At 59.8% G+C, this 23,209-nt stretch carries 21 protein-coding genes; 14 read left to right on the top strand and 7 right to left on the bottom strand.

Annotation, left to right across the window (positions count from 1 at the left end; all coding sequences use genetic code 11):
* Positions 1 to 204: 204 nt before the first annotated feature.
* Positions 205 to 1,341 carry a lytic murein transglycosylase gene (locus G3256_RS12235; RefSeq protein WP_169641086.1) on the bottom strand — a complete coding sequence of 379 codons (1,137 nt, stop codon included), beginning with the start codon at positions 1,339 to 1,341 and terminating at the stop codon, positions 205 to 207.
* 296 nt (positions 1,342 to 1,637) lie between these two features.
* Positions 1,638 to 3,821, bottom strand: coding sequence for a catalase/peroxidase HPI (gene katG / locus G3256_RS12230; protein WP_169641085.1), 2,184 nt, complete (start codon positions 3,819 to 3,821; stop codon positions 1,638 to 1,640).
* Between the two features lie 109 nt (positions 3,822 to 3,930).
* Here katG and G3256_RS12225 point away from each other — a divergent pair, with 109 nt between their 5' ends.
* Entirely contained in the window at positions 3,931 to 4,848 is a 918-nt protein-coding gene (locus tag G3256_RS12225) for a hydrogen peroxide-inducible genes activator (protein ID WP_169641084.1), read from the top strand.
* 269 nt (positions 4,849 to 5,117) lie between these two features.
* Positions 5,118 to 7,247, top strand: a complete 2,130-nt coding sequence (gene selD / locus G3256_RS12220) for a selenide, water dikinase SelD (RefSeq protein WP_169641083.1) — start codon at positions 5,118 to 5,120, stop codon at positions 7,245 to 7,247.
* Here the strand turns inward: selD and mnmH are convergent.
* From mnmH to G3256_RS12195, 5 genes are all read right to left on the bottom strand, one after another.
* A complete protein-coding gene (gene mnmH, locus G3256_RS12215; protein ID WP_169641082.1) occupies positions 7,229 to 8,284 on the bottom strand; it encodes a tRNA 2-selenouridine(34) synthase MnmH in 1,056 nt (351 codons plus the stop codon). The genes selD and mnmH overlap by 19 nt on opposite strands.
* A 72-nt stretch (positions 8,285 to 8,356) precedes the next feature.
* Positions 8,357 to 8,893, bottom strand: a complete 537-nt coding sequence (locus G3256_RS12210) for a hypothetical protein (protein WP_169641081.1) — start codon at positions 8,891 to 8,893, stop codon at positions 8,357 to 8,359.
* Positions 8,894 to 9,056: 163 nt separating this feature from the next.
* The gene (locus tag G3256_RS12205) at positions 9,057 to 9,887 is read right to left on the bottom strand and encodes a YdcF family protein (protein ID WP_169641080.1); all 831 of its coding nucleotides are present in this window, start codon (positions 9,885 to 9,887) and stop codon (positions 9,057 to 9,059) included.
* Between the two features lie 119 nt (positions 9,888 to 10,006).
* Positions 10,007 to 10,516 (bottom strand): hypothetical protein, encoded by a 510-nt coding sequence (locus tag G3256_RS12200; RefSeq protein WP_246227590.1) that lies wholly within the window; start codon positions 10,514 to 10,516, stop codon positions 10,007 to 10,009.
* Between the two features lie 64 nt (positions 10,517 to 10,580).
* Positions 10,581 to 10,958 (bottom strand): rhodanese-like domain-containing protein, encoded by a 378-nt coding sequence (locus G3256_RS12195; protein ID WP_169641079.1) that lies wholly within the window; start codon positions 10,956 to 10,958, stop codon positions 10,581 to 10,583.
* 477 nt (positions 10,959 to 11,435) lie between these two features.
* Here G3256_RS12195 and ugpB point away from each other — a divergent pair, with 477 nt between their 5' ends.
* From ugpB to G3256_RS12135, 12 genes are all read left to right on the top strand, one after another.
* Entirely contained in the window at positions 11,436 to 12,743 is a 1,308-nt protein-coding gene (gene ugpB / locus G3256_RS12190) for a sn-glycerol-3-phosphate ABC transporter substrate-binding protein UgpB (protein ID WP_169641078.1), read from the top strand.
* Positions 12,744 to 12,797: 54 nt separating this feature from the next.
* Complete coding sequence (ugpA, locus tag G3256_RS12185; RefSeq protein ID WP_169641077.1) at positions 12,798 to 13,679, top strand: sn-glycerol-3-phosphate ABC transporter permease UgpA; 882 nt, start codon at positions 12,798 to 12,800, stop codon at positions 13,677 to 13,679.
* A 20-nt stretch (positions 13,680 to 13,699) separates the two neighbouring features.
* The gene (ugpE, locus tag G3256_RS12180; RefSeq protein WP_169642429.1) at positions 13,700 to 14,536 is read left to right on the top strand and encodes a sn-glycerol-3-phosphate ABC transporter permease UgpE; all 837 of its coding nucleotides are present in this window, start codon (positions 13,700 to 13,702) and stop codon (positions 14,534 to 14,536) included.
* A gap of 3 nt (positions 14,537 to 14,539) precedes the next feature.
* Positions 14,540 to 15,595, top strand: coding sequence for an ABC transporter ATP-binding protein (locus G3256_RS12175; RefSeq protein ID WP_169641076.1), 1,056 nt, complete (start codon positions 14,540 to 14,542; stop codon positions 15,593 to 15,595).
* Positions 15,596 to 15,711: 116 nt separating this feature from the next.
* Positions 15,712 to 15,972 (top strand): hypothetical protein, encoded by a 261-nt coding sequence (locus tag G3256_RS12170; protein WP_169641075.1) that lies wholly within the window; start codon positions 15,712 to 15,714, stop codon positions 15,970 to 15,972.
* A gap of 373 nt (positions 15,973 to 16,345) precedes the next feature.
* Entirely contained in the window at positions 16,346 to 17,320 is a 975-nt protein-coding gene (phnD, locus tag G3256_RS12165; RefSeq protein ID WP_169641074.1) for a phosphate/phosphite/phosphonate ABC transporter substrate-binding protein, read from the top strand.
* A gap of 67 nt (positions 17,321 to 17,387) precedes the next feature.
* A complete protein-coding gene (phnC, locus tag G3256_RS12160; protein ID WP_169641073.1) occupies positions 17,388 to 18,176 on the top strand; it encodes a phosphonate ABC transporter ATP-binding protein in 789 nt (262 codons plus the stop codon).
* Complete coding sequence (gene phnE / locus G3256_RS12155; RefSeq protein ID WP_169641072.1) at positions 18,173 to 18,982, top strand: phosphonate ABC transporter, permease protein PhnE; 810 nt, start codon at positions 18,173 to 18,175, stop codon at positions 18,980 to 18,982. Before phnC ends, phnE (G3256_RS12155) begins: the two co-directional genes overlap by 4 nt.
* Positions 18,982 to 19,797 carry a phosphonate ABC transporter, permease protein PhnE gene (phnE, locus tag G3256_RS12150; protein ID WP_169641071.1) on the top strand — a complete coding sequence of 272 codons (816 nt, stop codon included), beginning with the start codon at positions 18,982 to 18,984 and terminating at the stop codon, positions 19,795 to 19,797. Before phnE (G3256_RS12155) ends, phnE (G3256_RS12150) begins: the two co-directional genes overlap by 1 nt.
* 2 nt (positions 19,798 to 19,799) lie before the next feature.
* Entirely contained in the window at positions 19,800 to 20,687 is an 888-nt protein-coding gene (locus tag G3256_RS12145; RefSeq protein WP_246227900.1) for an HAD-IIA family hydrolase, read from the top strand.
* Between the two features lie 231 nt (positions 20,688 to 20,918).
* Positions 20,919 to 22,499, top strand: a complete 1,581-nt coding sequence (locus G3256_RS12140) for a peroxidase family protein (RefSeq protein WP_169641069.1) — start codon at positions 20,919 to 20,921, stop codon at positions 22,497 to 22,499.
* 24 nt (positions 22,500 to 22,523) lie between these two features.
* Entirely contained in the window at positions 22,524 to 23,012 is a 489-nt protein-coding gene (locus tag G3256_RS12135) for a hypothetical protein (protein WP_169641068.1), read from the top strand.
* The last annotated feature ends 197 nt before the right edge of the window (positions 23,013 to 23,209 follow it).

Here is a 23,209-nt window from a genome sequence, read left to right as displayed (position 1 = left end):
GATCAGAATGATAATGGGCGGACCGGTCGCGTTTCCGGTACTCTGCTTCCAAGAACTCTCCAAAGGTTCCCGTATATACGAGTACCGGATATCCGGTTCTGGTTCATCTCCCGGCCGGCGACCACTGCGCTGTTTCTACTCTCACTCAGCGCTGGTCGGCCGGGCCTTTTACCCCACGTACATCCTGAAACCGCCTTCGTGGCGTCAGTTCAGACGCTGCAGAAGCTCCTGAGAGGGGTCGCCGGTCACGGGCAGACCCTGACCGGACTGGTAGGCGCTGATCGCCTTTCGCGTGTTCGGCCCGATCACCCCGTCTGATCCTCCGGTGTCATAGCCGCGTCTGCTCAGGCCTTCCTGCAGAGCGATACGATCATTTTTTGTCAGCCCGTCGGCATCCGGCGGAAAAGCGGTGCGCAGAGGGCCCGCACCGCCGATACGGTCCGCCAGATGGCCAACTCCGATCGCATAGGCGTCAGAGTTGTTGTAACGCTTGATCACGCGGAAATTGGAGGTGGTCGCAAAGCGTGGCCCGCCCGCCTGTGGCTGCAGCGTGCCTCCGGAAGCACCTGGCGCGACCTCCCGGCCCCAGCTTTGCCCCCTTGTCCAGCCGTTGCGCTGCAGATATGCGGCCGCTGACGCCAGCGCATCAGACGGATCATCTGACCAGATGTCACGTCGCCCGTCACCGGTGAAATCCACCGCAAAGGTCTGATATGAGGTCGGGATAAACTGCGTGTGCCCCATGGCACCGGCCCAGCTGCCGGTCATGCGATCTGCGGTAATGTCACCGTTCTGCAGGATACGGAGCGCCGCAATCAGTTGTTTTTCAAAGAATGCCCCGCGCCGCCCGTCAAACGCGAGCGTCGAGGTTGCCGAAATGACCGGAACGCTGCCCCGGCGTGCGCCGTAAAAGCTCTCCAGCCCCCAGATCGCCGTGACGATTTCCGCATCCACGCCGTACTGGCTTTCGATGGCGTTCAGAACCCCGCGATGGCGGCTGAGTGCGGCGCGGCCCTGGCTGACCCGCTCGTCTGAAACGGCGATCGACAGGTAATCTTCGAGGCTGCGTTTGAACTCTGTCTGGTTGCGGTCACGTGTCACCACACCGGGCAAGTACCCCGCGCCGCGAAAGCCTGCCGTGAGGACCTGATCTGAGATCCCCTGCTGCGCAGCTCTGGTACGAAACGACGCGACCCAGGCGTCATATTTACCGTTGGCAGCAGGCACAAGGTCAGAGGAGACGCCACCTGATGCGCCGGAACTTCCCGTGATGCCACCGGCACAGGCAGAAAGGCTCAGGGCGGCGGCACTAAACCCGAAATGGCGACGTGTCAGCAGCATGATATCTCCTTTGGAAGGGGGGTGTTCAGGTGTCATGATTGCCGGATGCAATTGCCCGGAGCAACGCAATTCGCCGTGCAGCCGCCTGCCGGGTGGAAGCGGAGCAATAAAACGCCGACGGTGCAGGGATGTCGGGAAACTGCTGTCGGCAAGGGGCCCGGCGCCCGGATATCCTGCGGACCGGACGTCGCACCGCCGGTGTGATCCGTCATGACATCGATGCGAGGCGATCCCGTGTCGGGGGGTGTCCGGGCAGCAGAGCCGCCCGGACTGATGGTTTTTAGCAACCAGGTGTTTTAAGCAACCAGGTCAAAACGGTCGGCGTTCATCACCTTGTTCCAGGCCGCGATGAAATCGCGCACGAACTTGCCTGCGTTGTCATCCTGAGCATAGACCTCGGCATAGGCGCGCAGGATCGAGTTGGACCCGAACACCAGATCGGCACTCGTCGCGGTGAAGCGCACTTCGCCGGTCTTACGGCCTTTGACCTCATAGTGGTTGCCCGCTTCGACCGGCGACCACGTGTTGGCCATATCCGTCAGATTGACGAAGAAGTCGTTGGTCAGCTGGCCTTCGCGGTCGGTAAAGACACCGTGCTTTGACCCGCCGTGGTTAACGCCCAGGACCCGCATGCCGCCGAGCAGCACAGTCATTTCCGCAGCCGTCAGGCCCAGAAGCTGCGCACGGTCGAGCATCATGGCTTCGGGACTGATGTCGTAATCGTCCTTCTCCCAGTTGCGGAAACCATCCGCCAGAGGCTCGAGCACACCGAAACTGCCGGCGTCTGTCTGTTCATCCGTCGCGTCACCGCGGCCCGGCGCGAAAGGCACCGTTGCATCATGACCCGCGGCTTTTGCCGCCTGTTCGATGCCGACATTGCCGGCCAGAACGATCACGTCAGCCACCGACGCACCTGAGGAGGCCGCAATCGGTTCAAGTACCGCGAGCACCCGCGCCAGACGCTCAGGCTCGTTGCCGTCCCAGTCTTTTTGCGGGGCCAGACGGATGCGCGCACCATTGGCACCACCGCGTTTGTCAGAGCCGCGGAAGGTCCGCGCACTGTCCCATGCCGTGGCGATCATGTCGGCAGCACTCAGGCCACTGTCCGCGATCTGCGCTTTGACCGCATCGACGTCATATGACGTGCTGCCTGCCGGGACCGGATCCTGCCAGATCAGATCTTCGGCTGGCACATCAGGACCGTAATAGTTGGCTTTGGGCCCCATATCCCGGTGCGTGAGCTTGAACCAGGCGCGTGCAAACGTATCCGCGAAATACTCAGGATCCGCACGGAATTTCTGGCAGATCTCATTGTAGACCGGGTCAACCTTCATCGCCATATCCGCATCCGTCATCATCGGGTTCTTGCGCTTTGACGGATCGGAAGCATCAACGGGTTTTTCGTCTTCGGGCATGTCCACGGGCTGCCACTGGTTGGCGCCTGCGGGGGATTTAGTGAGTTCCCACTCATAGCCGAAGAGATAGTCGAAATAGCCCATGTCCCACTGCGTCGGGTGCTTGGTCCAGGCGCCTTCGATGCCGGAGGTGAAGGCATTTGCCGCCACACCGTCATGGCCCGGGTTGGCCCAGCCAAAGCCCTGTGCGTGCACGCCTTCGGATTCGGGCTCGCCGCCGATCTGATCGTGCGCGCCGCCGCCACCATGAGCCTTACCCACAGTGTGACCACCACAGGTCAGTGCTGCGGTCTCTTCGTCGTCCATCGCCATACGTGCGAAAGTCTCGCGCACGTGCAGTGCTGTGCGCGCGGGATCAGGCACGCCGTTCACACCCTCGGGGTTCACATAGATCAGTCCCATGTGCACCGCTGCCAGCGGGTTATACATCGTGCCCGGATCGTCCAGATCACCGTAGCGGTTTTCGGATTTCGCCAGCCATTCGGTCTCGGAGCCCCAGAAGACGTCTTTTTCCGGTCCCCAGATATCTTCGCGGCCAAAGCTGAAGCCAAAAGTCTTAAGGCCCATCGATTCGTAGGCCATGTTGCCCGCCAGGATGATCAGATCGGCCCAGCTCAGCGCATTGCCGTACTTTTTCTTCACCGGCCACAGCAGGCGGCGCGCTTTATCGAGGCTGGCGTTATCGGGCCAGGAGTTGAGCGGTGCAAACCGGATGTTACCAGAGCCTGCGCCGCCACGGCCGTCGCCCATGCGATAGGTACCCGCAGAATGCCACGCCAGCCGGATCATCAGGCCACCGTAGTGACCCCAGTCCGCCGGCCACCAGTCCTGGCTTTCGGTCATCAACGCCTTCACGTCGGCCTTTACGCCTTCGAAATCAAGCGACTTGACGGCCTCGCGGTGATCGTAGTCCGGATCCATCGGACTGGTGCGGGCACCATGCTGATGCAGGATGTCGAGGTTGAGCGCATCGGGCCACCATTTGGTCACGCTGTCATTGGTGCCGGTGTTGCCGCCGTGCATTACGGGGCAGCCGCCGCCGGGGCTCACATTGCTTCCGTCCATCAGAAGATCTCCTGTTCATGAGTGGAATCTGCAGTTCTGCCCCGGGTTTTAGAACGGTTTAAACATAAGTACCAATTTGAAATTCAAAAAACGGTGATAAGTATAGCAAATGATAGGACTGACCCTGAAACATATCCGTTATTTCGAAGCGCTGGCGGCGCACGGGCACTTCGGCCGCGCAGCGGCGGCCTGCAGTATATCGCAACCTGCGCTCTCTTTGCAGGTCAAAGAGCTGGAGACACTGATCGGCGCGCCGCTGGTTGAGCGCAATGCGAGGCAGATGCGGCTGACCGCACTTGGTGAGGATTTTCTGGCGCGGGCGCGTGAGATCATTGTCCGGGTCGATGAGCTTGAAAACCTGGCCCGCTCATCGGCGGGGCCGCTTTCCGGCAGGTTGCGGATCGGGGTCATCCCGACCGTCGCACCCTATCTGCTTTCCGGTGTGATACGGGCGCTGTCGGACCGTTTCCCCGGCCTTGATCTGCAACCCAGAGAGGCGGTGACACAATCGCTGGTGGACAGTCTGCTCTCTGCGCATCTCGATGTGGCACTGGTTGCTCTGCCGGTGTCTGAGCCTGCGCTGCGCGAGTTTGCGCTTTTTGACGAAGACTTCCTGCTGGTGCGCCCGGCGTCCGAGGCGGAGACGCCTGTGCCCGGGGTCTCGAGCCTGAAGCAGATGCGTCTGCTGCTGCTCGAAGAGGGGCATTGTTTTCGGGAACAGGCGCTGTCCTTTTGCCGGATGACCGGGTCAAAACCCCGTGAGCTTATGGAGGGCAGTTCGCTGTCCACGCTGGTGCAGATGGTCGGTGCGGGCATCGGTGTGACGCTGATCCCCGAGATGGCGCTGCCGCTTGAGACGCGCTCTGCGGATGTCTCAGTCAGCCGCTTTCCGCCGCCGGGCCCTGCGCGAACCATCGGTATGGTCTGGCGCAGATCCGACCCCCTGGGCGAGAAATTGTTGCAGATCGGTGAAATCATAAAATCTGTGGCTCAAGAAAAACGTGAGCATTTTCAGACGGCTGTGTGACAGAATCCCAACGAGGGTAACCGCAGGTCAGGCCGGTTCGCGGTACGTCACGCCCGCGTGTCCGGCGGCACAGAGTGCAGGCAGGCGCCATAGCGTCGATGAGGTGCGCGGCGGGGATCGGTCGCTGTGCGCGAAAGTCAGCACAACCGCGCCAAAGCCTGTATCGAAACCCCAAAGGTGCACTGCCGGCGCATCCGGGAAGGCAGTCAGGGCAGGGGCAGGCAAAGATCGCTATGGGCGGGATTTGCAGAAAGTGTTAGCTCATAGCCGTGCAGAGCCAAACCATACCATATACCCGCGATCTGGTGCTCATCGGGGGCGGGCATACTCATGCGCTGATCCTCAGACGCTGGGCGATGGACCCGTTACCGGGGACGCGTGTGACGGTCATCAACCCAGATCCGCGCGCGGCTTACTCCGGGATGCTTCCGGGGTTTATCGCGGGGCACTATACCCGCGAAGAACTTGATATTGATCTGGTAAGGCTGGCGCAGCATGCCGGTGCGCGGCTTGTGACGGGCAGGGCCTCGGGGATCGACCGCGCGCGGCGCCTCGTTCAGATCGAGGGGCATCCTGCCGTGGGATACGATGTTCTCTCGGTCGATGTCGGGATCACGAGCGAGATGCCTGATCTCGAAGGATTTTCCCGTCACGCGGTGCCGGCGAAACCACTGAGCGCTTTTGCCAGCGCCTGGTCGCAGTTTGCGCAGGAGAGCGGCCCTGCAGAGGTGGCTGTCCTCGGAGGCGGGGTCGCAGGGGCGGAACTTGCAATGGCGATGGCGCACCGGTTGCGCACATCCGGACGTGAGGCTGCGGTCACCATCATTGAACAGAGCGTCGCACTGAGCGCGCTGGGAGACAGCGCGGCGCAGCGCATCCGGGATACTCTGAACGCGCAGGGCATTCGCCTGATGGAACACTGCAGGGCCACAGAAATTCACAGCGACCGCGTGGTGCTCGACACCGGCGCCGTTGTTGCCGCAGGGTTCGTGACGGGTGCTGCGGGCGCGCGGCCCTGGGACTGGCTGGCCCGCACCGGGCTTACGGATGAGGCCGGATTTATTCCGGTCGATACGCGCCTGCGCAGCCGCGATCCGGTGATTTTTGCTGTGGGTGACTGCGCAGAAATGACCGCATCGCCACGGCCCAAAGCGGGTGTCTTTGCCGTGCGCCAGGCGCCGGTTCTGTTGCAGAACCTGCGCGCGGCGCTTTCAGAGACTGGCGGGATGAAACCCTATCATCCGCAGAAGGACTATCTGAAGCTGATCTCTCTGGGGCGGCAATCGGCGCTGGCCGAACGCTTCGGGCGGGCCTTCGCCGGCCCGTTGCTGTGGCGCTGGAAAGACCACATCGACCGCAAGTTCATGGACCGGTTCGACCGTCTGACACCGCCGGCCGCCGCGGCTCTGCCCTGGCCGCGCGCTGCCGGCGCAGGGGCCACAACAGGCGAACAGACCGTGTGCGGGGGCTGCGGGTCAAAAATCGGGCCGCAAACCCTGCAGAATGCGCTTGGCACCGGGCAGACCGGTGATGATGCCGCCGTGTTGCAGACCGGCAATCAGAAGCAGGTGATCAGCACCGACCACCTGCGCGCCTTTGTCAGCGACCCGGTGGTGATGACCCGCATCGCCGCGGTGCACGCGCTGGGAGATATCTGGGCCATGGGGGCGGATCCGCAGGCGGCTCTGGCGTCGGTGATCCTGCCGCATCAGTCACCGGCACTGGCCGAAAGACAGCTCGCCGAAATCATGCAGGCAGCGCAGGAGGTAATGCAGGCGGCAGGTGCTGAGATCACCGGCGGTCACAGCACCCTGGGCGCAGAGCTGACCATCGGGTTTACGGTGACAGGGCTGTGTTCGCGGGATCCGGTGACGCTGGCCGGTGCCAGACCCGGCGACCGGCTGATCCTGACAAAACCTCTGGGCAGCGGTGTCATCATGGCCGCCCATATGCAGGGGCGGGCGGCGGGCGCCGATGTGATCGCAGCGCAGGCGGAAATGATGAAACCTCAGGGCCCCGCGGCCCGCATCCTTGCCCGCGCCTCTGCGATGACGGATGTCACCGGCTTCGGGCTGGCGGGGCATCTGCGCAACATCTGCGCGGCATCCGGCACGGGCGCGCGGATTGATACAGCAAAGATCCCGCTGATGAACGGCGCACTGATGCTGTCGGAACAGGGCATCCGGTCGACGCTCTGGCCCGAGAACCGCGCAGGTTTTGCCGATGTGCCGGATCATCCCCGCGCCGCACTACTGTTTGATCCGCAAACCGCCGGAGGGTTGCTGGCAGCTGTCCCGGGCGATGCGGATGCTCTCTGCGCGGAGCTCCGCGCCGGAGGATTCACCGCTGCCGTGATCGGTGAGATCACCGGGCAGGCAGGTCAGATCGTGGCGGACTGAAGCCATCCGGCGATACGGTCGGCCAGCCTGTCCTGCGCGGCAGGTGTGAGATCAGGGGTGTCAAAGCGCGCGGCAATGAATTCTCTGAATGCACCGGCGGATTTTTCATAGGACGGGTCATAGTGATCGGCGGCAAGCGACCGGCAGAGCGCCACCCGGTCATCGCGGTCGATCAGGTCGCTCCAGAGCTGCATCAGTTCCCTGCTGCGGTGCGCACTTAGCGGAGAGAGTTTGTCTTTCAGCGCCTCACCGTCCCTCAGAACGCTTTCATAAGCCTGCGCGAGATAGCGCGCCCTGGCCTCCAGCGGCGCGGAGATTTCGATCACGGGCGCGGATTTCATCGCGCCCCAGAGCGCGGGGGGCAGGGTAATGGCGCCGATCTTACTGCTTTCCGCCTCCACAATCACCGGCTTTGACAGATTCAGCCGGTCGAGCGCGGTGATCAGGTCTGTCTCGAATCCTTTCTGGCTGGGCTGCGGCACATCAAGCCCGCCCAGAAGCGAGCCGCGATGCCGGGCCATGGCCTCAAGATCGATCACCTGAATTCCCAGAGCGCTGAGCCGCCCGAGGATTTCCGTTTTGGCGGTGCCGGTATAGCCGCCGATGCGGATCAGCCGGACGTTCAGATCGCCCTCGTAGAGCGCTTTGACGATCAGCCGGCGATAGGTTTTGTATCCCCCCGCAATCGTCTCGGCCGGCCAGCCGATCTCGCGCAGCATCCATGCGAAAGCGCCCGACCGCTGCCCGCCGCGCCAGCAATAGACGAGAGGCTTCCAGCCCCCTTCATACCCGGCCAGGGCCGTGTCGATATGCGTTGCGGCATTGCGGAAAACCAGGGCCGCACCGGTCTTGCGCGCATCAAAGGGCGAGACCTGCTTATAAAGAGTGCCGACACGCGCACGCTCCGCATCGTCAAGTACCGGAAGGTTGATCGCGCCCGGCACATGATCTTCGGCAAATTCCGAAGGGCTGCGCACGTCGATGATCTGGTCAAAGCCAGTGTTGCGCAGATCGGTGAGAGAGGACGGAGAAAACATGCCGCCCCATACCGCACTTCTGTTCAGAGAGGAAAGACGAAGCTGCTCTGTCTGCACCGGTTTGCGGTGCGATCAGGGTTTATCCGTCATGCCTTCCGCGGCCTGTGCTGCCTTGAGCAGGCTGCGCTTCCAGTTGGTGATGTGGTTATATGTCAGGCCGTGGGATTTGAGATATTCCGCTCCCTGGCCCTTTTCTTTCGCCTTCTCAAAGTCTGCGAGAAGTTTCTTTTTGACTTCCGGTGACCAGCGCCGCTTTCTGCCGTTCTTATTCTTTGCTGCGCCAAAAGCGTTTTTCAGACTGTCGCCATAGATTTCGGCCAGCAGACCGGGTTTTACATCGGGCTCGCGGTCTCTCAGGTAGCCTCTGAAATCATCCTCGAAATCGCTGAACCTGTGCAGCAACTCGTCTGCCGTTTCCTTGAACCGCTCAAGAGCAGGTCTGATCCTGTCTTCCCAGACTTCGTGGAATTCTTCCTGAAGCGTCTCTTCGATGTCTTTGTCGACCTGCCCGATTTTCTTTTCGTGCTCTTTGCGGATTTCGAGCAGTTCCTGAACAGATTTCTTCACCGCTTCGTCACCGGTGTCTGAAGCGCGTTTTCGCTTGGCCATGATGCGTCTCCCTTTATTGCGCACATTATAGCAGAAAGCATCACATGCGTTGATCTGTGACAAGGTCGGCGGTAATCCGGCGTACAGACTGTCAGGTCCGGCACGCGCCTCATACCGAAAGGTCGGCAGTCAGTTTGTTCTGCGGTGACCGGTGGCAGGAGGTTCAGTCCTGTGCAGGGCGCGCAGCAGGTGAGCTGCACCCATCGGGAAAAAAGCTGCCGGTCCGCCCGGTCTGGCGATAGGCCAGTAAGCCGATCCATTCTTTGACGCCTGTGTTCAGCGCGTGCAGGTGGCCTGCCAGATCCCAGCCGATGTTTTCCAGCAGCTCACCCCCACGATAATCCACGGGCCAGGGCGTCAGGTTGCGCCAGCCCGCGGCACAGAAAGATCCGAGCGCCCGGGGCATATGAAAGGCGCTGGTTACCAGCAGCCAGGGCCTCTCGTCCTGATCGGGCACAAGCGCGCGGGAAAAGGTGGCGTTCTCCGCCGTCGAGCGCGACCGGCCTTCGACAAGCAGCCGGTTTTCGGGCAGGCCAAGACGGCGCAGGATATCAGGGCCGATCTCGAACGCTCCTTTATCCACAGGGGCCAGTGCCAGCTGCCCGCCGGAATACAGCACAACCGCTTCCGGGAACCGACGGGCAAGCTCAGTCGCCACAATCAGCCGTTCACCTGCGTCGTTCACCTGCGCCATCCGCCCGGTGTATGCGGGCGACAGATCCTCCATGCCGCCCAGCACGATGATGCCTGCGGGGTTGGCAACCTGAGGACGGGCGGGATAGGCCCGTTCCAGCGGATTGAGAACCAGATTGCCGACCGGAACTGCGCCTGAGATAATCGCGGCGCAGAGACCGACCGTCAGCCATCGCCGTGCGCCGGCTACGCGGCCGCGCCAGAGCAGAAAGAGAGGAAGTGCGAAAAGCAAAAGCAACAGCGTTTCCGGCCGCAGAAAAAACCAGACCGCCTTGCCGGCAATAAGAAAGAGCGTGTCCAACGTTTTTACTTTTTGCAGATGACTGCGGATACCCGGGCGTCCGGAGATCCGCTTTGTGCCGTTCCGATGACCGGATCTGCCTGTGTCTCAGACAGTGTCATTGCACGGGTCGGAAAGGGTCAGCCGCCGATCTGTTTGTCGTTACATTCGCGGGCCATTTCCATTGCCTTTTTTGTGCCGCTGAGATCGACGGTAAAGCCGTAATCCTTCTCGGGAAAAACGGTCATGACGTACTGCTGCGCAAGATCCTCGGCAAACTGCGGGCTGTCGCTCAGGACATAGCCACCGGAATATCCTTTGGTGATATTGCCGCGCATACCGGTCGCGGTGCCAAGGTACATGTTGTCCCCGATCAGAATGGCAACGGCTTCTTCCTCGCCGGATTTCAGGCTGGTTTCGCCCTTGGTAAATACGCCGAGATACCCGACCCCGCGGTCTTCGGTCAGGCCCATCTGAACGACGTTTTCAGCGCCGTCGACCGCCTCGATCAAACAGGATTTCTTCTCCTGATCGATAAAGACTTTCCAGCCCTCGACTTCTCCGTACTTCAGGAAGGTGTCGGCGCCGGCACTCAGCGACATTGCCGCCGAAATGACCGCCGCGGTCCCGGTAATGCGAATAAGGTTCATGTTGGATTTACTCCTCTGCTGTATCCGGAAAAGCCGGGAAAACCGTCGGCTGGTGTGAGTTTAATCAACCCGCTTCGACCGGTCCACCGGCATCTTTCCACGCAGGGAATCCGCCGACGTTTGAGACATTGGTGAACCCCATATCGATCAGCGTTTTACCGCTGAGAGCCGCCTGTCCGCCAGCGCCGCAGATCAGCACGATCTCGGCATCTTTTTTCAGGGCGGGATTGTGCATGGCGTGGGTGTCGTCGGCCCTGAATTCGATCATGCCCCGCGCAATCCGCTCGGCACCGGCAATCGTACCGGAGGCCGCGATATCGGCGCTGTCCCTGACATCGACAAACAGCGTGCCACCGGATTTATGTTTCGCGATGCCCTCTTCGGCGGAGATTTTCGGCACGACGGCATTGGCTTCTTCGAGGTAGTCTGTGGCGGTTTTCATAAGGCAACCCTTTTTATCTGATACATGCTGTCCCCGGACCCGTGGCCGTGGAAGCCGGCCGGTGTCTGTGCCGGCGGCGCTGATCAGCTTCTCAGGAATTCCCGGGGCTGTACAGAGGGCCGCGGCGGGCATCGGGGTGCGCCGGATGCAGACCCTAGCGGGCGCGATAAGCCAGAATCAGACGGCCCCCGAAACTGCCCCTGCCGGGGTGCTGCGCGTTCAAATTCCGCGACGGCACCCATTGTGACTGCATCGTCCGACGGACGCGGACGCCGCGTGCAAAGGTTCCGTAAACAGACCCGAAGAGCGATCCGTACCTGTCGCACAGATGACGCAAACCGGAGTTAGGAAAGGGATGATCGTCGCGCCTTGATAATCTGAGGATCAGGTGTATCGTCGCATCGTCGAACAATCTGCGCGGGTCTCAGGATACTGCGCTTCAGGACAAAGCACCAAAAAAGGTGCAAGGGAGGACTAATGCAAAAATCTATACTCGGCGCTCTCGCCGTATCCACAGTGCTGTCGCCGGTCGCGGCGATGGCAGAGACCGAAATTCAGTTCTGGCACGCCTTCACCGGACGGCTGGGAGAGCTGGTCGCCGCACAGGTGGACGCGTTCAATGCGGGCCAGAGCGACTACACCGTCGTGCAAAGCCACAAGGGCAACTATTCCGAAACGCTGAACGCCGGCATCGCGGCATTCCGTGCGGGCGAACAGCCGCACATTCTGATGGTTTTTGAGGTTGGCACGGCGACAATGATGTCGGCTGAAGGTGCCACGCGTCCCGTTTATGAAGTCATGGCCCAGAGCGGCGCAGAGTTCGATCCGGACGCCTATATCGGATCGGTAAAAGGCTATTACACCACTACCGACGGCGACATGCTGTCCCTGCCATTCAACTCTTCGACACCTGTTTTGTGGGTCAACCGCGATGCGTTTGAAGCGGCAGGCGTGGATCCTGACACGGATCTGTCGACCTGGCAGAACGTCGGCGAAACGCTCGACGCACTGAAAGCCGGCGGGTCTGAATGCCCGCTCGTCACCGCCTGGCAAAGCTGGATTCACCTGGAAAACCTCTCGGCCTATCATGACGTACCGTTCGCCAGCCAGGACAACGGGTTTGCCGGTCTCGACACCGAGTTGATGCTGAACGGCGAGGCGCAGGTCGCACATCTGACCGCGATGGGCGAATGGGCACAGGACGGTAAATTCATCTATACGGGTCGCCGCAACGAAGGCGGTGCAAACTTCCGCTCCGGTGAATGCGCGCTCTTCACAGAAAGCTCTGCAGGCTATGCCGGGATCAAAGCCGAAGCGGAGTTTGATTTCGACGTACGGCCGCTGCCCTACTGGGAAGGCGTCGGTAATGCGCCGCAGAACACCATCATTGGCGGTGCATCGCTCTGGGTGATGGAAGGCCACGAGGATGAGGAATACACCGGCGTCGGTGAATTCCTCGCGTATCTGTCTTCAACCGATGTGCAGGCACAATGGCACCAGGATACCGGCTATCTGCCGATCACGACAGCCGCGGGTGAAGCGACACGCGAGGCCGGGTTCTATGACGAAAACCCCGGCACCGATATCGCCGTGATCCAGATGACCGCGAAAGAGCCCACAGCAAACTCCAAAGGTCTGCGTCTGGGGTCATTTGACCAGATCCGGGGCATCATCGACGAAGAGCTCGAGGCGATCTGGGCCGGTGACAAGTCCGCTCAGGAAGCGATGGACAGCGCAAAGGAACGCGGCGACGCGCTGCTGCGCCGGTTCGAATCCGCTAACTGATAAAGCATCTGACAGGGCGGGTTTTGTGGCCTGCCCTGTCGGCAGGGGGGATCGATGGAAAAACGGGTCAGGTTTCGCGGCTGGCTGCTGCCGCTGCTGCTGATTGCGCCGCAGGTGGTGATCTCGGCTGTATTCTTTTTCTATCCCGCGGGGCAGGCAATCTGGCAATCGCTCTTCATTCCGGACCCTTTCGGCCTCTCAATGCAGTATGTGGGCCTTGGAAACTTCGAATTTCTGCTCTCTGATCCGTTCTATCGTGCGTCTTTTGTCACCACGGCGGTTTTTTCCGTTCTCGTGACGCTTTGCTCTATGGTGCCCGCGCTGTTTCTGGCGGTCATCGCCGACCGTCTGATCAAAGGGTCCGGCGTTTACCGGACACTGCTGATCTGGCCCTATGCCGTGGCGCCCGCGATCGCGGGTGTGCTCTGGCTCTTTATGTTCAATACCCGGGTGGGCGTTGTCTCCTGGTATCTGGGACAGCTGGGCTACGACTGGAACCATGTCCTCAATGGCGGCGAGGCGATGGGGCTTGTGGTAGTGGCTTCTGCCTGGGGGCGGATCAGCTACAACTTCCTGTTTTTCTTTGCAGCCCTTCAGGCCGTGCCGAAATCGGTGATTGAGGCTGCGGCCATCGATGGGGCACACTTCTGGCTGCGGTTCCGGACAATTGTGCTGCCACTTTTGTCGCCCACGACCTTCTTTCTGCTGGTCGTCAACATCGTCTATTCCTTCTTCGAGACCTTTGGCGTGATCCACACGATTACCGGAGGCGGCCCGCAGCAGACGACCACAATCCTGGTATATAAGGTCTATTCCGACGGGTTCGTGAGCCAGGATCTCGGCTCATCCGCGGCGCAATCGGTTATCCTGCTGATCGTTGTCGGGCTGCTGACCGTGCTGCAGTTCAAGTTCATCGAAAAGCGGGTGCATTACTGATGGCGCGCGAAGTCCACGGCATGGTTGAAAAGCGCGGATCGGGCCTCTGGCTCACGCATGTGTTTATGATCCTCGGTGTGCTGGTGATCTTCTTTCCGATCTGGCTGGCCTTCGTTGCCTCGACGGTCACCCAGGCCGATATCATCCGCCCGCCCATGCCCGTCTGGCCCGGTGATCAGCTCTGGACCAACTATAAAAACGCGCTTTTCTCCGGCATCAACGTGCCGGTCGGCACAATGCTTTTTAACAGCCTGGTGATGGCAATCGGCATCGCGGTGGGTAAAATCATCATCTCGCTTCTTTCCGCTTTTGCGATCGTCTATTTCAATTTCCCGGGTCGGAACCTGTTCTTCTGGCTGATCTTTCTGACCCTGATGCTGCCCGTCGAGGTGCGGATCGTACCCACCTATGAGGTCGTGGCCGGCTTCGGGATGCTGAACTCCTATTCAGGGCTGATCTTTCCGCTGATTGCTTCCGCCACGGCAACGTTCCTTTTCCGCCAGTTCTTTCTGACCATCCCGGATGAGCTGGCCGAGGCCGCCCGGGTGGACGGCGCACGCCCCATGCGGTTCTTCTGGGACATCGTCGTGCCGATGAGCCGGACCAATATCGCCGCACTTTTTGTGATCCTCTTCATCTATGGCTGGAACCAGTATCTCTGGCCGCTGCTGATCACCACCGACCCCGAAATGAACACCATCGTCATGGGCATCAAACAGATGTTTCCCAGCGGCGATGATTTTGCCCACTGGCCGACGATCATGGCGACCTCCATCCTCGCGATGATCCCGCCGGTGATCGTTGTCGTGGGCATGCAACGGCTGTTTATCCGCGGCCTTGTAGACAGCGAGAAATAGCACATGGCGACGGTTTCCCTGCAGGACATCAAGAAAAGTTTTGGCCCCACGGATGTGATCCACGGCATCAGTACCGATATTGCTGATGGCGAATTCATCGTCATCGTCGGGCCATCGGGCTGTGGAAAATCCACGCTGCTGCGCATGGTCGCGGGGCTGGAGACAGTGACAGCGGGCGACGTGATGATCGGTGGCGTGCGGGCCAATGACAAAGAACCGATGGACCGCGACATCGCGATGGTGTTCCAGAACTACGCCCTTTATCCGCATATGTCCGTGCGTCAGAACATGGGTTACGGATTGAAAATCGCAGGTCTGCCCAAAGACGAAATTACGGCCAAGGTGCTCAAAGCCGCACGGATGTTGCAGCTCGAACCTCTGCTGGACCGCAAACCCAGAGAGCTCTCCGGCGGACAGCGCCAGCGCGTTGCCATGGGGCGCGCCATCGTGCGCGAACCCGCTGTTTTCCTCTTTGATGAGCCGCTGTCGAACCTCGACGCCAAACTGCGGGTTCAGATGCGTCTGGAGATCAAAGAGCTGCAGTCCAAACTGGGCATCACGGCGCTTTATGTAACTCATGATCAGGTCGAGGCGATGACCATGGCCGACCGGATGATCGTTATGAACGGTGGCATCGCCGAGCAGATCGGCACCCCGCTCGAAGTCTATGAGACCCCGCGCACTCTTTTTGCCGCGCAGTTCATCGGCAGCCCGGCGATGAACATTCTGGACGCAGAGATTACGGACGGTTGGGTTATGCTGGGCGGAGAACGCATCGTTGAGGCCACCGGTCCGGTTGGACCTGTCAAATTCGGCATCCGCCCGGAACATCTGATTGCCGGAGACACCGGCCCCATCCGCGTGAACGCAAAAATGGCAGAACCGCTGGGTGCCAACACGTTGCTACATTGTGAACTGACCGGGACAAAAGAAAGCTTCACAGCCAGCCTGCCTGGTGTTCATACCCTGAACCGCGCGGACTCCACCCTGCGGTTTTCCATCCAGACCGGTAAATCGCATCTCTTTGACGTCGAAACGGGCCTGCGCCGCACGAAGTAACCGGCGTATCAGGCGGTGCGGAGTTCTGCTGCCTTTCCGAAGCAGAAACCGGTTGCGCAGGCTCGGCATCGCTTTCACTGTCACCGAACACAGGCAAACAACTTCTGAGGCCAATTATGAAATACCTGGCACCTCTCATCATGACCGCGCTCCTCGCGGGCTGCGCGATTCATGATCCGGCTGATGTTGCGGGAAAACTAAGCCGGGAATTCGACAAGGGTGAGCGGCTGATGATTGCCTGCCAGAAGAATGAATCCAGATGCCCCAGATATGAAGCTTTTAAGCAGGAGTGGGAGCGGGAGGTCGATTATCTCACCACTTTCGAAGCGGCACTGGCAAACCACAAGGCCCGGATCGCACGCGGGTACAGTGTGTAGCGCGAGCCACCCGGTTCACTCCGTTCTGAGCCTGCCGGACCGCAACGCTCAGAGCCGGGCACCCGGGGTAGCAGGTTAAAGTGCCGACTGAAAAGGCGGTCATCCCGCTTCGTACTGCTGTCTGCCGTCGCTTTCGGTGTCCGGTGCACCATTTTTGCACCGGCAACATCGCCTGCATTATCGTCAACTTGGTTGAAACCCGACTTCTTTTGCACGCTCAGGGACGTGTCGTTGCCCGGCGCCCGGACTGCCGGTTTCAGAGCGCCGTGCACCCCGGTCAGCAGGTGGCATCGCAATCATCAGCGAGGTTGAAATATCCACCTTGTAAATCTGTGTATTCCGGATAGCCTTTGACCTCTGGGAGGAAAATTACATGAAACTGATGAATACACTTTTGTCCGGCGCAGCTCTTGCCGCCGTTCTGACACTTGCCGGTCCGGTGGCAGCACAGGATTGCCCGCGCGGCGATCTGGACCAGCGTTTCTGCGACGTTGACGGCGACCTGATCGCGGACACGCCCACAGATCCGGCCGAACTGGTGGATCCGGACACTCTGATCTTTGCCTACACTCCGGTCGAAGACCCGGCGGTTTACAAAGAAGCCTGGTCCGATTTCCTGACGCACCTGGAGGCTGAAACCGGCAAGTCGGTTGTCTTCTTCCCCGTACAGAACAACGCGGCCCAGATTGAGGCGATGCGCTCGGGCCGTCTGCATATTGCGGGCTTTAACACCGGATCAAACCCGCTTGCGGTGAACTGTGCGGGCTTTAACCCCTTTACGATCATGGCCTCCGAGGATGGCAATTTCGGCTATGAGATGGAGATCATCACCTATCCGGGTTCCGGCATCGAAAAGGTCGAGGACATCAAGGGCAAGCAACTGGCTTTCACCTCGCCTACATCGAATTCGGGTTTCAAAGCACCGAGCGCGATCCTGAAGGGTGATTTCGACATGCTGCCCGAACGTGACTTTGAACCGGTCTATTCCGGCAAGCATGACAACTCGATTCTCGGTGTCGCCAACAAAGACTATATGGCCGCCTCCATCGCCAACTCGGTAAAGGCACGGATGCTGAGCCGGGACGTCATCACCGAAGATCAGGTCGTGACCATCTATAAATCGCAGACCTTCCCGACGACGGGTTTCGGCACGGCGCATAACCTCACGCCGGAACTGAAAGAGAAGATCAAAAACGCATTTTTCAGTTTCGAGTGGGAAGGCACATCGCTTCAGGCCGAGTTTGAGAAATCGAACGAGGGCCAGTTCCTGCCGATGACCTACAAGGAATTCTGGGACGTGATCCGCAAAATCGATGCGGCGAACGGCGTCAGCTATTCCTGCGAATAAAGACTGATCCGGCGGGTCTCCGGGCCCGCCGTTTCCAAAAAGAATAACAGAGGCGGGGGGAGCTCTCATGCTGCGTCTTGAGAAGCTGGTAAAGACCTACAAGACCGGGGATCAGGCGCTGAAGGCCGTTGATCTTGATGTGCCCGAGGGCCAGGTGCTGGCGCTGATCGGGCCATCCGGCGCCGGCAAATCCACCCTTATTCGCTGTATCAACCGGCTGGTTGAGCCGACATCCGGCAAGGTGTACCTCGGTGATGTCGAACTCACGGGGCTGTCATCGGGTGCGCTGCGCCGCGAACGCCGCCGGATGGGGATGATCTTTCAGGAATACGCACTCGTTGAACGGCTGACGGTGATGGAGAATGTGCTCTCCGGTCGCCTTGGTTATGTTGGTTTCTGGCGCAGTTTCCTGCGCAGATTTCCGCAATCGGACGTGGATGAGGCCTTCCGCCTGCTCGACCGGGTGGGGCTGGTGCATATGGCCGACAAACGCGCGGATGAGCTTTCCGGCGGGCAACGCCAGAGGGTCGGCATCTGCCGCGCGCTCATTCAGAACCCGGCATTGCTGCTGGTCGACGAGCCTACGGCCTCGCTGGATCCCAAGACTTCGCGCCAGATCATGCGGCTGATCTGTGAGCTCTGCAAAGAGCGCGGGCTTGCAGCTATCATTAACATCCATGACGTGGCCCTCGCGCAGATGTTCGTGCAGCGCGTCATCGGGCTGCGCCTTGGTGCGGTTGAGTTTGATGGTCTGCCCGAAGGTCTGACACCCGATGTTCTGACCACGATCTACGGCGAAGAGGACTGGGAAGCGACGATTGAAAAGGTTGATGACGAGAGTGAGGCCGCCGAATGAGCGAGCTGCAGACCCTCGTCGGCAGGCCGTGGAAAAAACCACCCTTTGTGCAGCGCCCCTGGCTGCGCTGGGCGCTTCTGATCGGGTTTGTGGCCTATCTGATCGCGGCTTTCATGACCATCGAAGTTAACTGGGCGCGGGTCTATGAGGGGCTTGAGCGCGGCAAACAGTTTGTGCTGGCCTTCACGAGCCCTGATTTCACCTCACGCTCAGGCGATATCTGGGAAGGCATGATCGAGAGCATCATCATGACGGTTGCCTCCTCGGTCGTCGGTATCGCCATCTCCATCCCGATCGCCCTCGGGGCCGCGCGCAACATCGCGCCATTGCCCGTCTATCTGATCTGCCGGTCGATCATCGCGGTCAGCCGGGCCCTGCAGGAGATCATCGTGGCCATTCTGCTCGTGGCGATCTTCGGGTTCGGCCCGCTTGCGGGTTTTCTGACGCTGAGCTTTGCCACTATCGGCTTTTTGTCGAAACTGCTGGCCGAAGATATTGAGAGCATGGATCGCGTCCAGGCCGAAGCGATCAAAGCTTCCGGTGCCAGGTGGACGCAGTGGATAAACTATGGAGTGCAGCCGCAGGTCATGCCGCGTCTGATTGGTCTGTCGATATACCGCCTCGACATCAATTTCCGCGAAAGCGCCATTCTGGGGCTCGTGGGGGCAGGGGGCATTGGTGCTACGCTCAACACGGCTTTCGACCGCTATGAATACGATACGGCGGCCGCGATCCTGCTAATGATTATTCTGATCGTCATGGCGCTTGAATACCTGTCGGGCATCATCCGCGAGAGGGTGCAGTAATGCCGGTTCAGGATATCAAAGGCCGTCCGCTCTGGCAAAGGCGCTCCGGTCGGGAAAGCCTCGCGCACTGGGTGATGTGGCTGATCGGCGTGGCGATCTTCGCATATTGCTGGCAGCAGATTTCCGCGGCGACCACGTGGTTTTTTGTCTGGGACGCACCGCGCATCGCTAATGACATCTGGACACGCGCGACGCCGCCCCGCTGGGAGTACATCACCCAGCTCGGAAAACCGATCTGGGACACGCTCAACATCGCAACGCTGGGCACGATTTTTGCCCTGATCCTTGCAGTGCCCGTGGCCTTTCTGGCGGCGCGCAATACCACGCCGTCGCGGTTCATCATCCGGCCCATCGCCCTGCTGATCATCGTATCCACACGGTCCATCAACTCGCTGATCTGGGCGCTGCTGCTGATCGCCATCATCGGCCCCGGTGTCTTTGCCGGGGTCATCGCGATCGCCATCCGTTCAATCGGGTTCTGCGCCAAGCTGCTCTATGAGGCGATCGAGGAGATCAACGAAACGCAGGTTGAGGCGATCACAGCGACCGGTGCCTCACGCTGGCAGGTCATGGCCTATGGCATCGTGCCACAGATCCTGCCTGCCTTTGCCGGCATCGCGGTTTTCCGCTGGGATATCAACATCCGCGAAAGCACTGTTCTGGGCCTTGTGGGGGCGGGCGGTATCGGGTTGCAGCTTTCGTCGTCCCTCAATGTCCTCGCCTGGCCGCAGGTGTCACTGATCCTGTTGGTGATCCTTGCGGCGGTTGTCATTTCGGAATGGGTCTCTGCCAAGGTCCGGGGTGCGATCATTTGAAGATGGAAGAGGCCTTTGCCGCCTACGAGCGGGTGCGCGCGCGCCTTCCGGATGTCACGCGGGAAGGGGCCTGTCAGCGGCTGGCCGATCTGGATTCCATTGCCGGCGACACGGATGTTTTCCTGCTTGACGCCTTCGGTGTGCTGAACATCGGTGACACTGCAATACCCGGTGTGCCGGAGCGTGTCGCAGGCCTGCAGAAGGCCGGCAAGCGCGTGATTGTCGTCTCCAATGCCGCCGGAAATCCGCATGCCGGTCTGATGCGGAAGTACCGGCGTCTCGGTTACGATTTTGATCCCGACGACGTTATAACAAGCCGCAAAGCCACTCTCGCAGGGCTGGCAGACATGCCCGCGACGCGGTGGGGTCTCATGGCAACTGAGAGCCTTGGCCGTCAGGATCTTGAGCATCTCGACATCACCTATCTGGCCGAAGATCCGTCCGTTTATGACGTGGCAGAGGGCTTCATCCTGATGGGCAGCGCCGTCTGGACCGGGCAGCGGCAGGCGTTGCTGGAGGCCTCTCTTCTGAGAAACCCGCGCCCGGTGATCGTGGGCAATCCCGATATCGTGGCGCCCCGCGAAGTCGGATTTTCCGTTGAGCCGGGCAAATTCGCGCATCAGCTTGCCGATGCCACCGGCGTGGAGCCGCGCTTTTTTGGCAAACCCTTCGGGAATGTGTTCGATCTGACATTTGCACGGCTGGGCCACTTTGACCCTGCCCGGACCGTGATGGTCGGTGACAGTCTTCACACCGACATTCTGGGCGGGCAGGCCGCCGGCATTAAAACAGCCCTGATCGCCGGATATGGCTTTTTTGCCGGTCATGAGATTGAAGGACCGGTCAGCGCTTCGGGCATCCGGCCGGATTATATCCTCGAACGTCCCTGATTACCTTTACGCAAGGTGCTGAAATCCCTGAACCCCGGCGGCAGCCGGGCGCTGGGGCCCGGAATGCTGCAAAATGTGGTAGACTGCGCCGCGTATCCCGGATTTGCCGGCAACAGCACGGAATTTCGCGCCCATAAGACGGGAAGGAGAATGCCAATGCCAGGAAAACACGGATCCGCTCTGCGGGCCCTGCGAGCCAGGGAAAGTGAAAGGTCTGCGGAAGAAATCGCCGTGACATTTCCCGACCGGAACTCCGATGAAGTTGCAACCCTGACATATGATCCTGCAGCAAAAGCAGTCGTCATGGATCGCGCAACGCTCCGGACTTTTCTCGGGGACATCACATTTCGTGCAGGCGATGATGCCGGTGCGATAACTAAAGCCCTGTCGCGCGCTCAGATTTATGACGAATTCCTCGAAGGGGTGAAACACGCAGAGCATGACCCCGAACTGCTTTCGGCACTGGGCGAGGCCATTTCTGCCGGCAACCCGTCGCAGACGCGAGAGGATTCAGCTTTACCCGCGGCTTATACCTACCTCGGCCAGTTCATTGCCCATGACCTCGGGCGGTTGTCTGTTGCTGAAAACGGCGGGGTCCTAAGTCTCAGAACGCCGGTTCTGGATCTTGACAGTGTGTTCGGACAAGTGGACGCGCAGACGCACGGCCTCGCCGGAACCTCCGAAACTCACGGGTGTCTGGCGCTCGGAAACACAAGTGCTGAGCACGCCGACCTGAGGGATCTGCCACGCTCTCCTCCTGGCGAAGCGCAGATTGCAGATGCCCGAAATGATCATAATCTGGCAGTTGCCCAGCTTGCGGTGGTTTTGACCCGGTTTTACTGGAAGATGCAGCAGTACCACGGGGGCAACGAACAGGCGGCAAGGCGCGCAACCGTGCGTCACCTCCAGCATGTCGTTCTGTATGATTACCTGCCACGGGTAATTGATGCGGACACCTGTGATGACGTGATGGTTAACGGGCCCGCCTGTGTGACAACCGACCCGTTCTTTGTATCCCGTGAGTTTTCCATGGCCTGCTTCAGAGTGGGACACAGCATGGTGCGTAACCGCTATCGTGACTGGAGCGATACGACCGCTGGCCTCACTGACCTTCTGGAACATGTGTATAGCAACGGAAACGGCCGGCTTGAGGCGGTGCAGATCCGCGGCGCGACCGAACACCGTCTGAGGCAGGACTGGGCGGTTCACTGGAGCAGTATGATCCCCCGACCGGGGATAAAGGATACACCGGTTAATTTTGCACATCGGGCGGGTGAACATCTTGCCGAGGGCCTTGCAGCACTGAACGCAGATGCCGTCGATGAAGTTCTGCGACCTGGTGCGCCGGCCAGGGCGGGCAACGCGGCCACCTTCAGCCTGGCCGTGCAGACACTGCTGCGGGGCGCACAGGTCGATTTACCGGACGCACAGTGCTTTCACCAGGCGCTGCAGGTAAAACTGAAAGGCGCCCTCCCGGATGTTCTGACAGGCGATCAGATTGCGGATGTGCACGCGCCGGAACTGAAAGCGTTCCTGAACGACGGAGCAGGTCAGGTCTTCAGAAACAGCACACCGTTATGGTTTTATTGCCTCCGGGAATCTGCCGTGTCTCAGAAAAAGTGCGGGAGCCTGTTCGGACCTGTGACCGGACGTGTTATAATTGAAACCATCTACGCTGCGATTGCTGAAGATCCGGACGGTATTCTGAACACGCCGTCATCCGGACCTGACGATGCTCCGATCAAGGAGCTGCAGAACGGTAGTAACGAGTTCGGACTGGTTGAACTTATTGATTACGCGACCAAAATCTAATTTTACGTTCAAAGGAGAATGAAAATGCCTTCAATTGTCTGTAAATCTAAAGATCAGAACCTGTCTGAGAGAGATAAGCTTCGGGCAGGGCTCGTTTTTCTGGGAAAAACATATTCAGATAAGCTCAAAAATATTACCGGTACAGCCGAAGCTGTCGCTGCAGCACTTAATACCTGCGTTCAGAGCAACGACCATGATCTCCTTGTCAGGGTAAACCAGGTTGACACTGTTATCACCAGCGTCGCACAGGTCGGAAACAGCGATAATATAAACTGTGAGAATAACGGCACCAAAATCCTCAAAATCACCGTGGCCGAAGATGATGATGGGAATCAGAAAAAAATGACTGTGGTCGTCCCCGCCGATCGTTCTGGTGTTTCTGATCCGGAAAACCTGTACACAGAAACTGTCGCTGAAGATGTCGATACACTCTGGAGCAATGGCGCCGATGCTGATGTTGACGCTGCTGCACAGTACACGCTGGCCTCAATCTCATTCCGTCGCTGTCGCTGATGCAGATCTTTCAGGGATAGGGTTATCTGTCTATATGGTGCAGCATAGCCCGGAATGAGCATGTCTGCCCGACGGGCATCTGCGCGCCTCTGTCCTGTCATAATAACAAGGGCACCACCACGGTGCCGTGCCTGCTGACCCCCGGCGTCCGGCGAAACCCGTCAGGCGATTACGCGACCTGTACACCGCGCTAACTG

The sequence above is a fragment of the Roseobacter ponti genome, assembly GCF_012932215.1.
Taxonomy (GTDB): Bacteria; Pseudomonadota; Alphaproteobacteria; order Rhodobacterales; family Rhodobacteraceae; genus Roseobacter; species Roseobacter ponti.
Note: the sequence above shows the minus strand (reverse complement) of the source record. Positions and strands in the feature narration are given on the sequence as shown.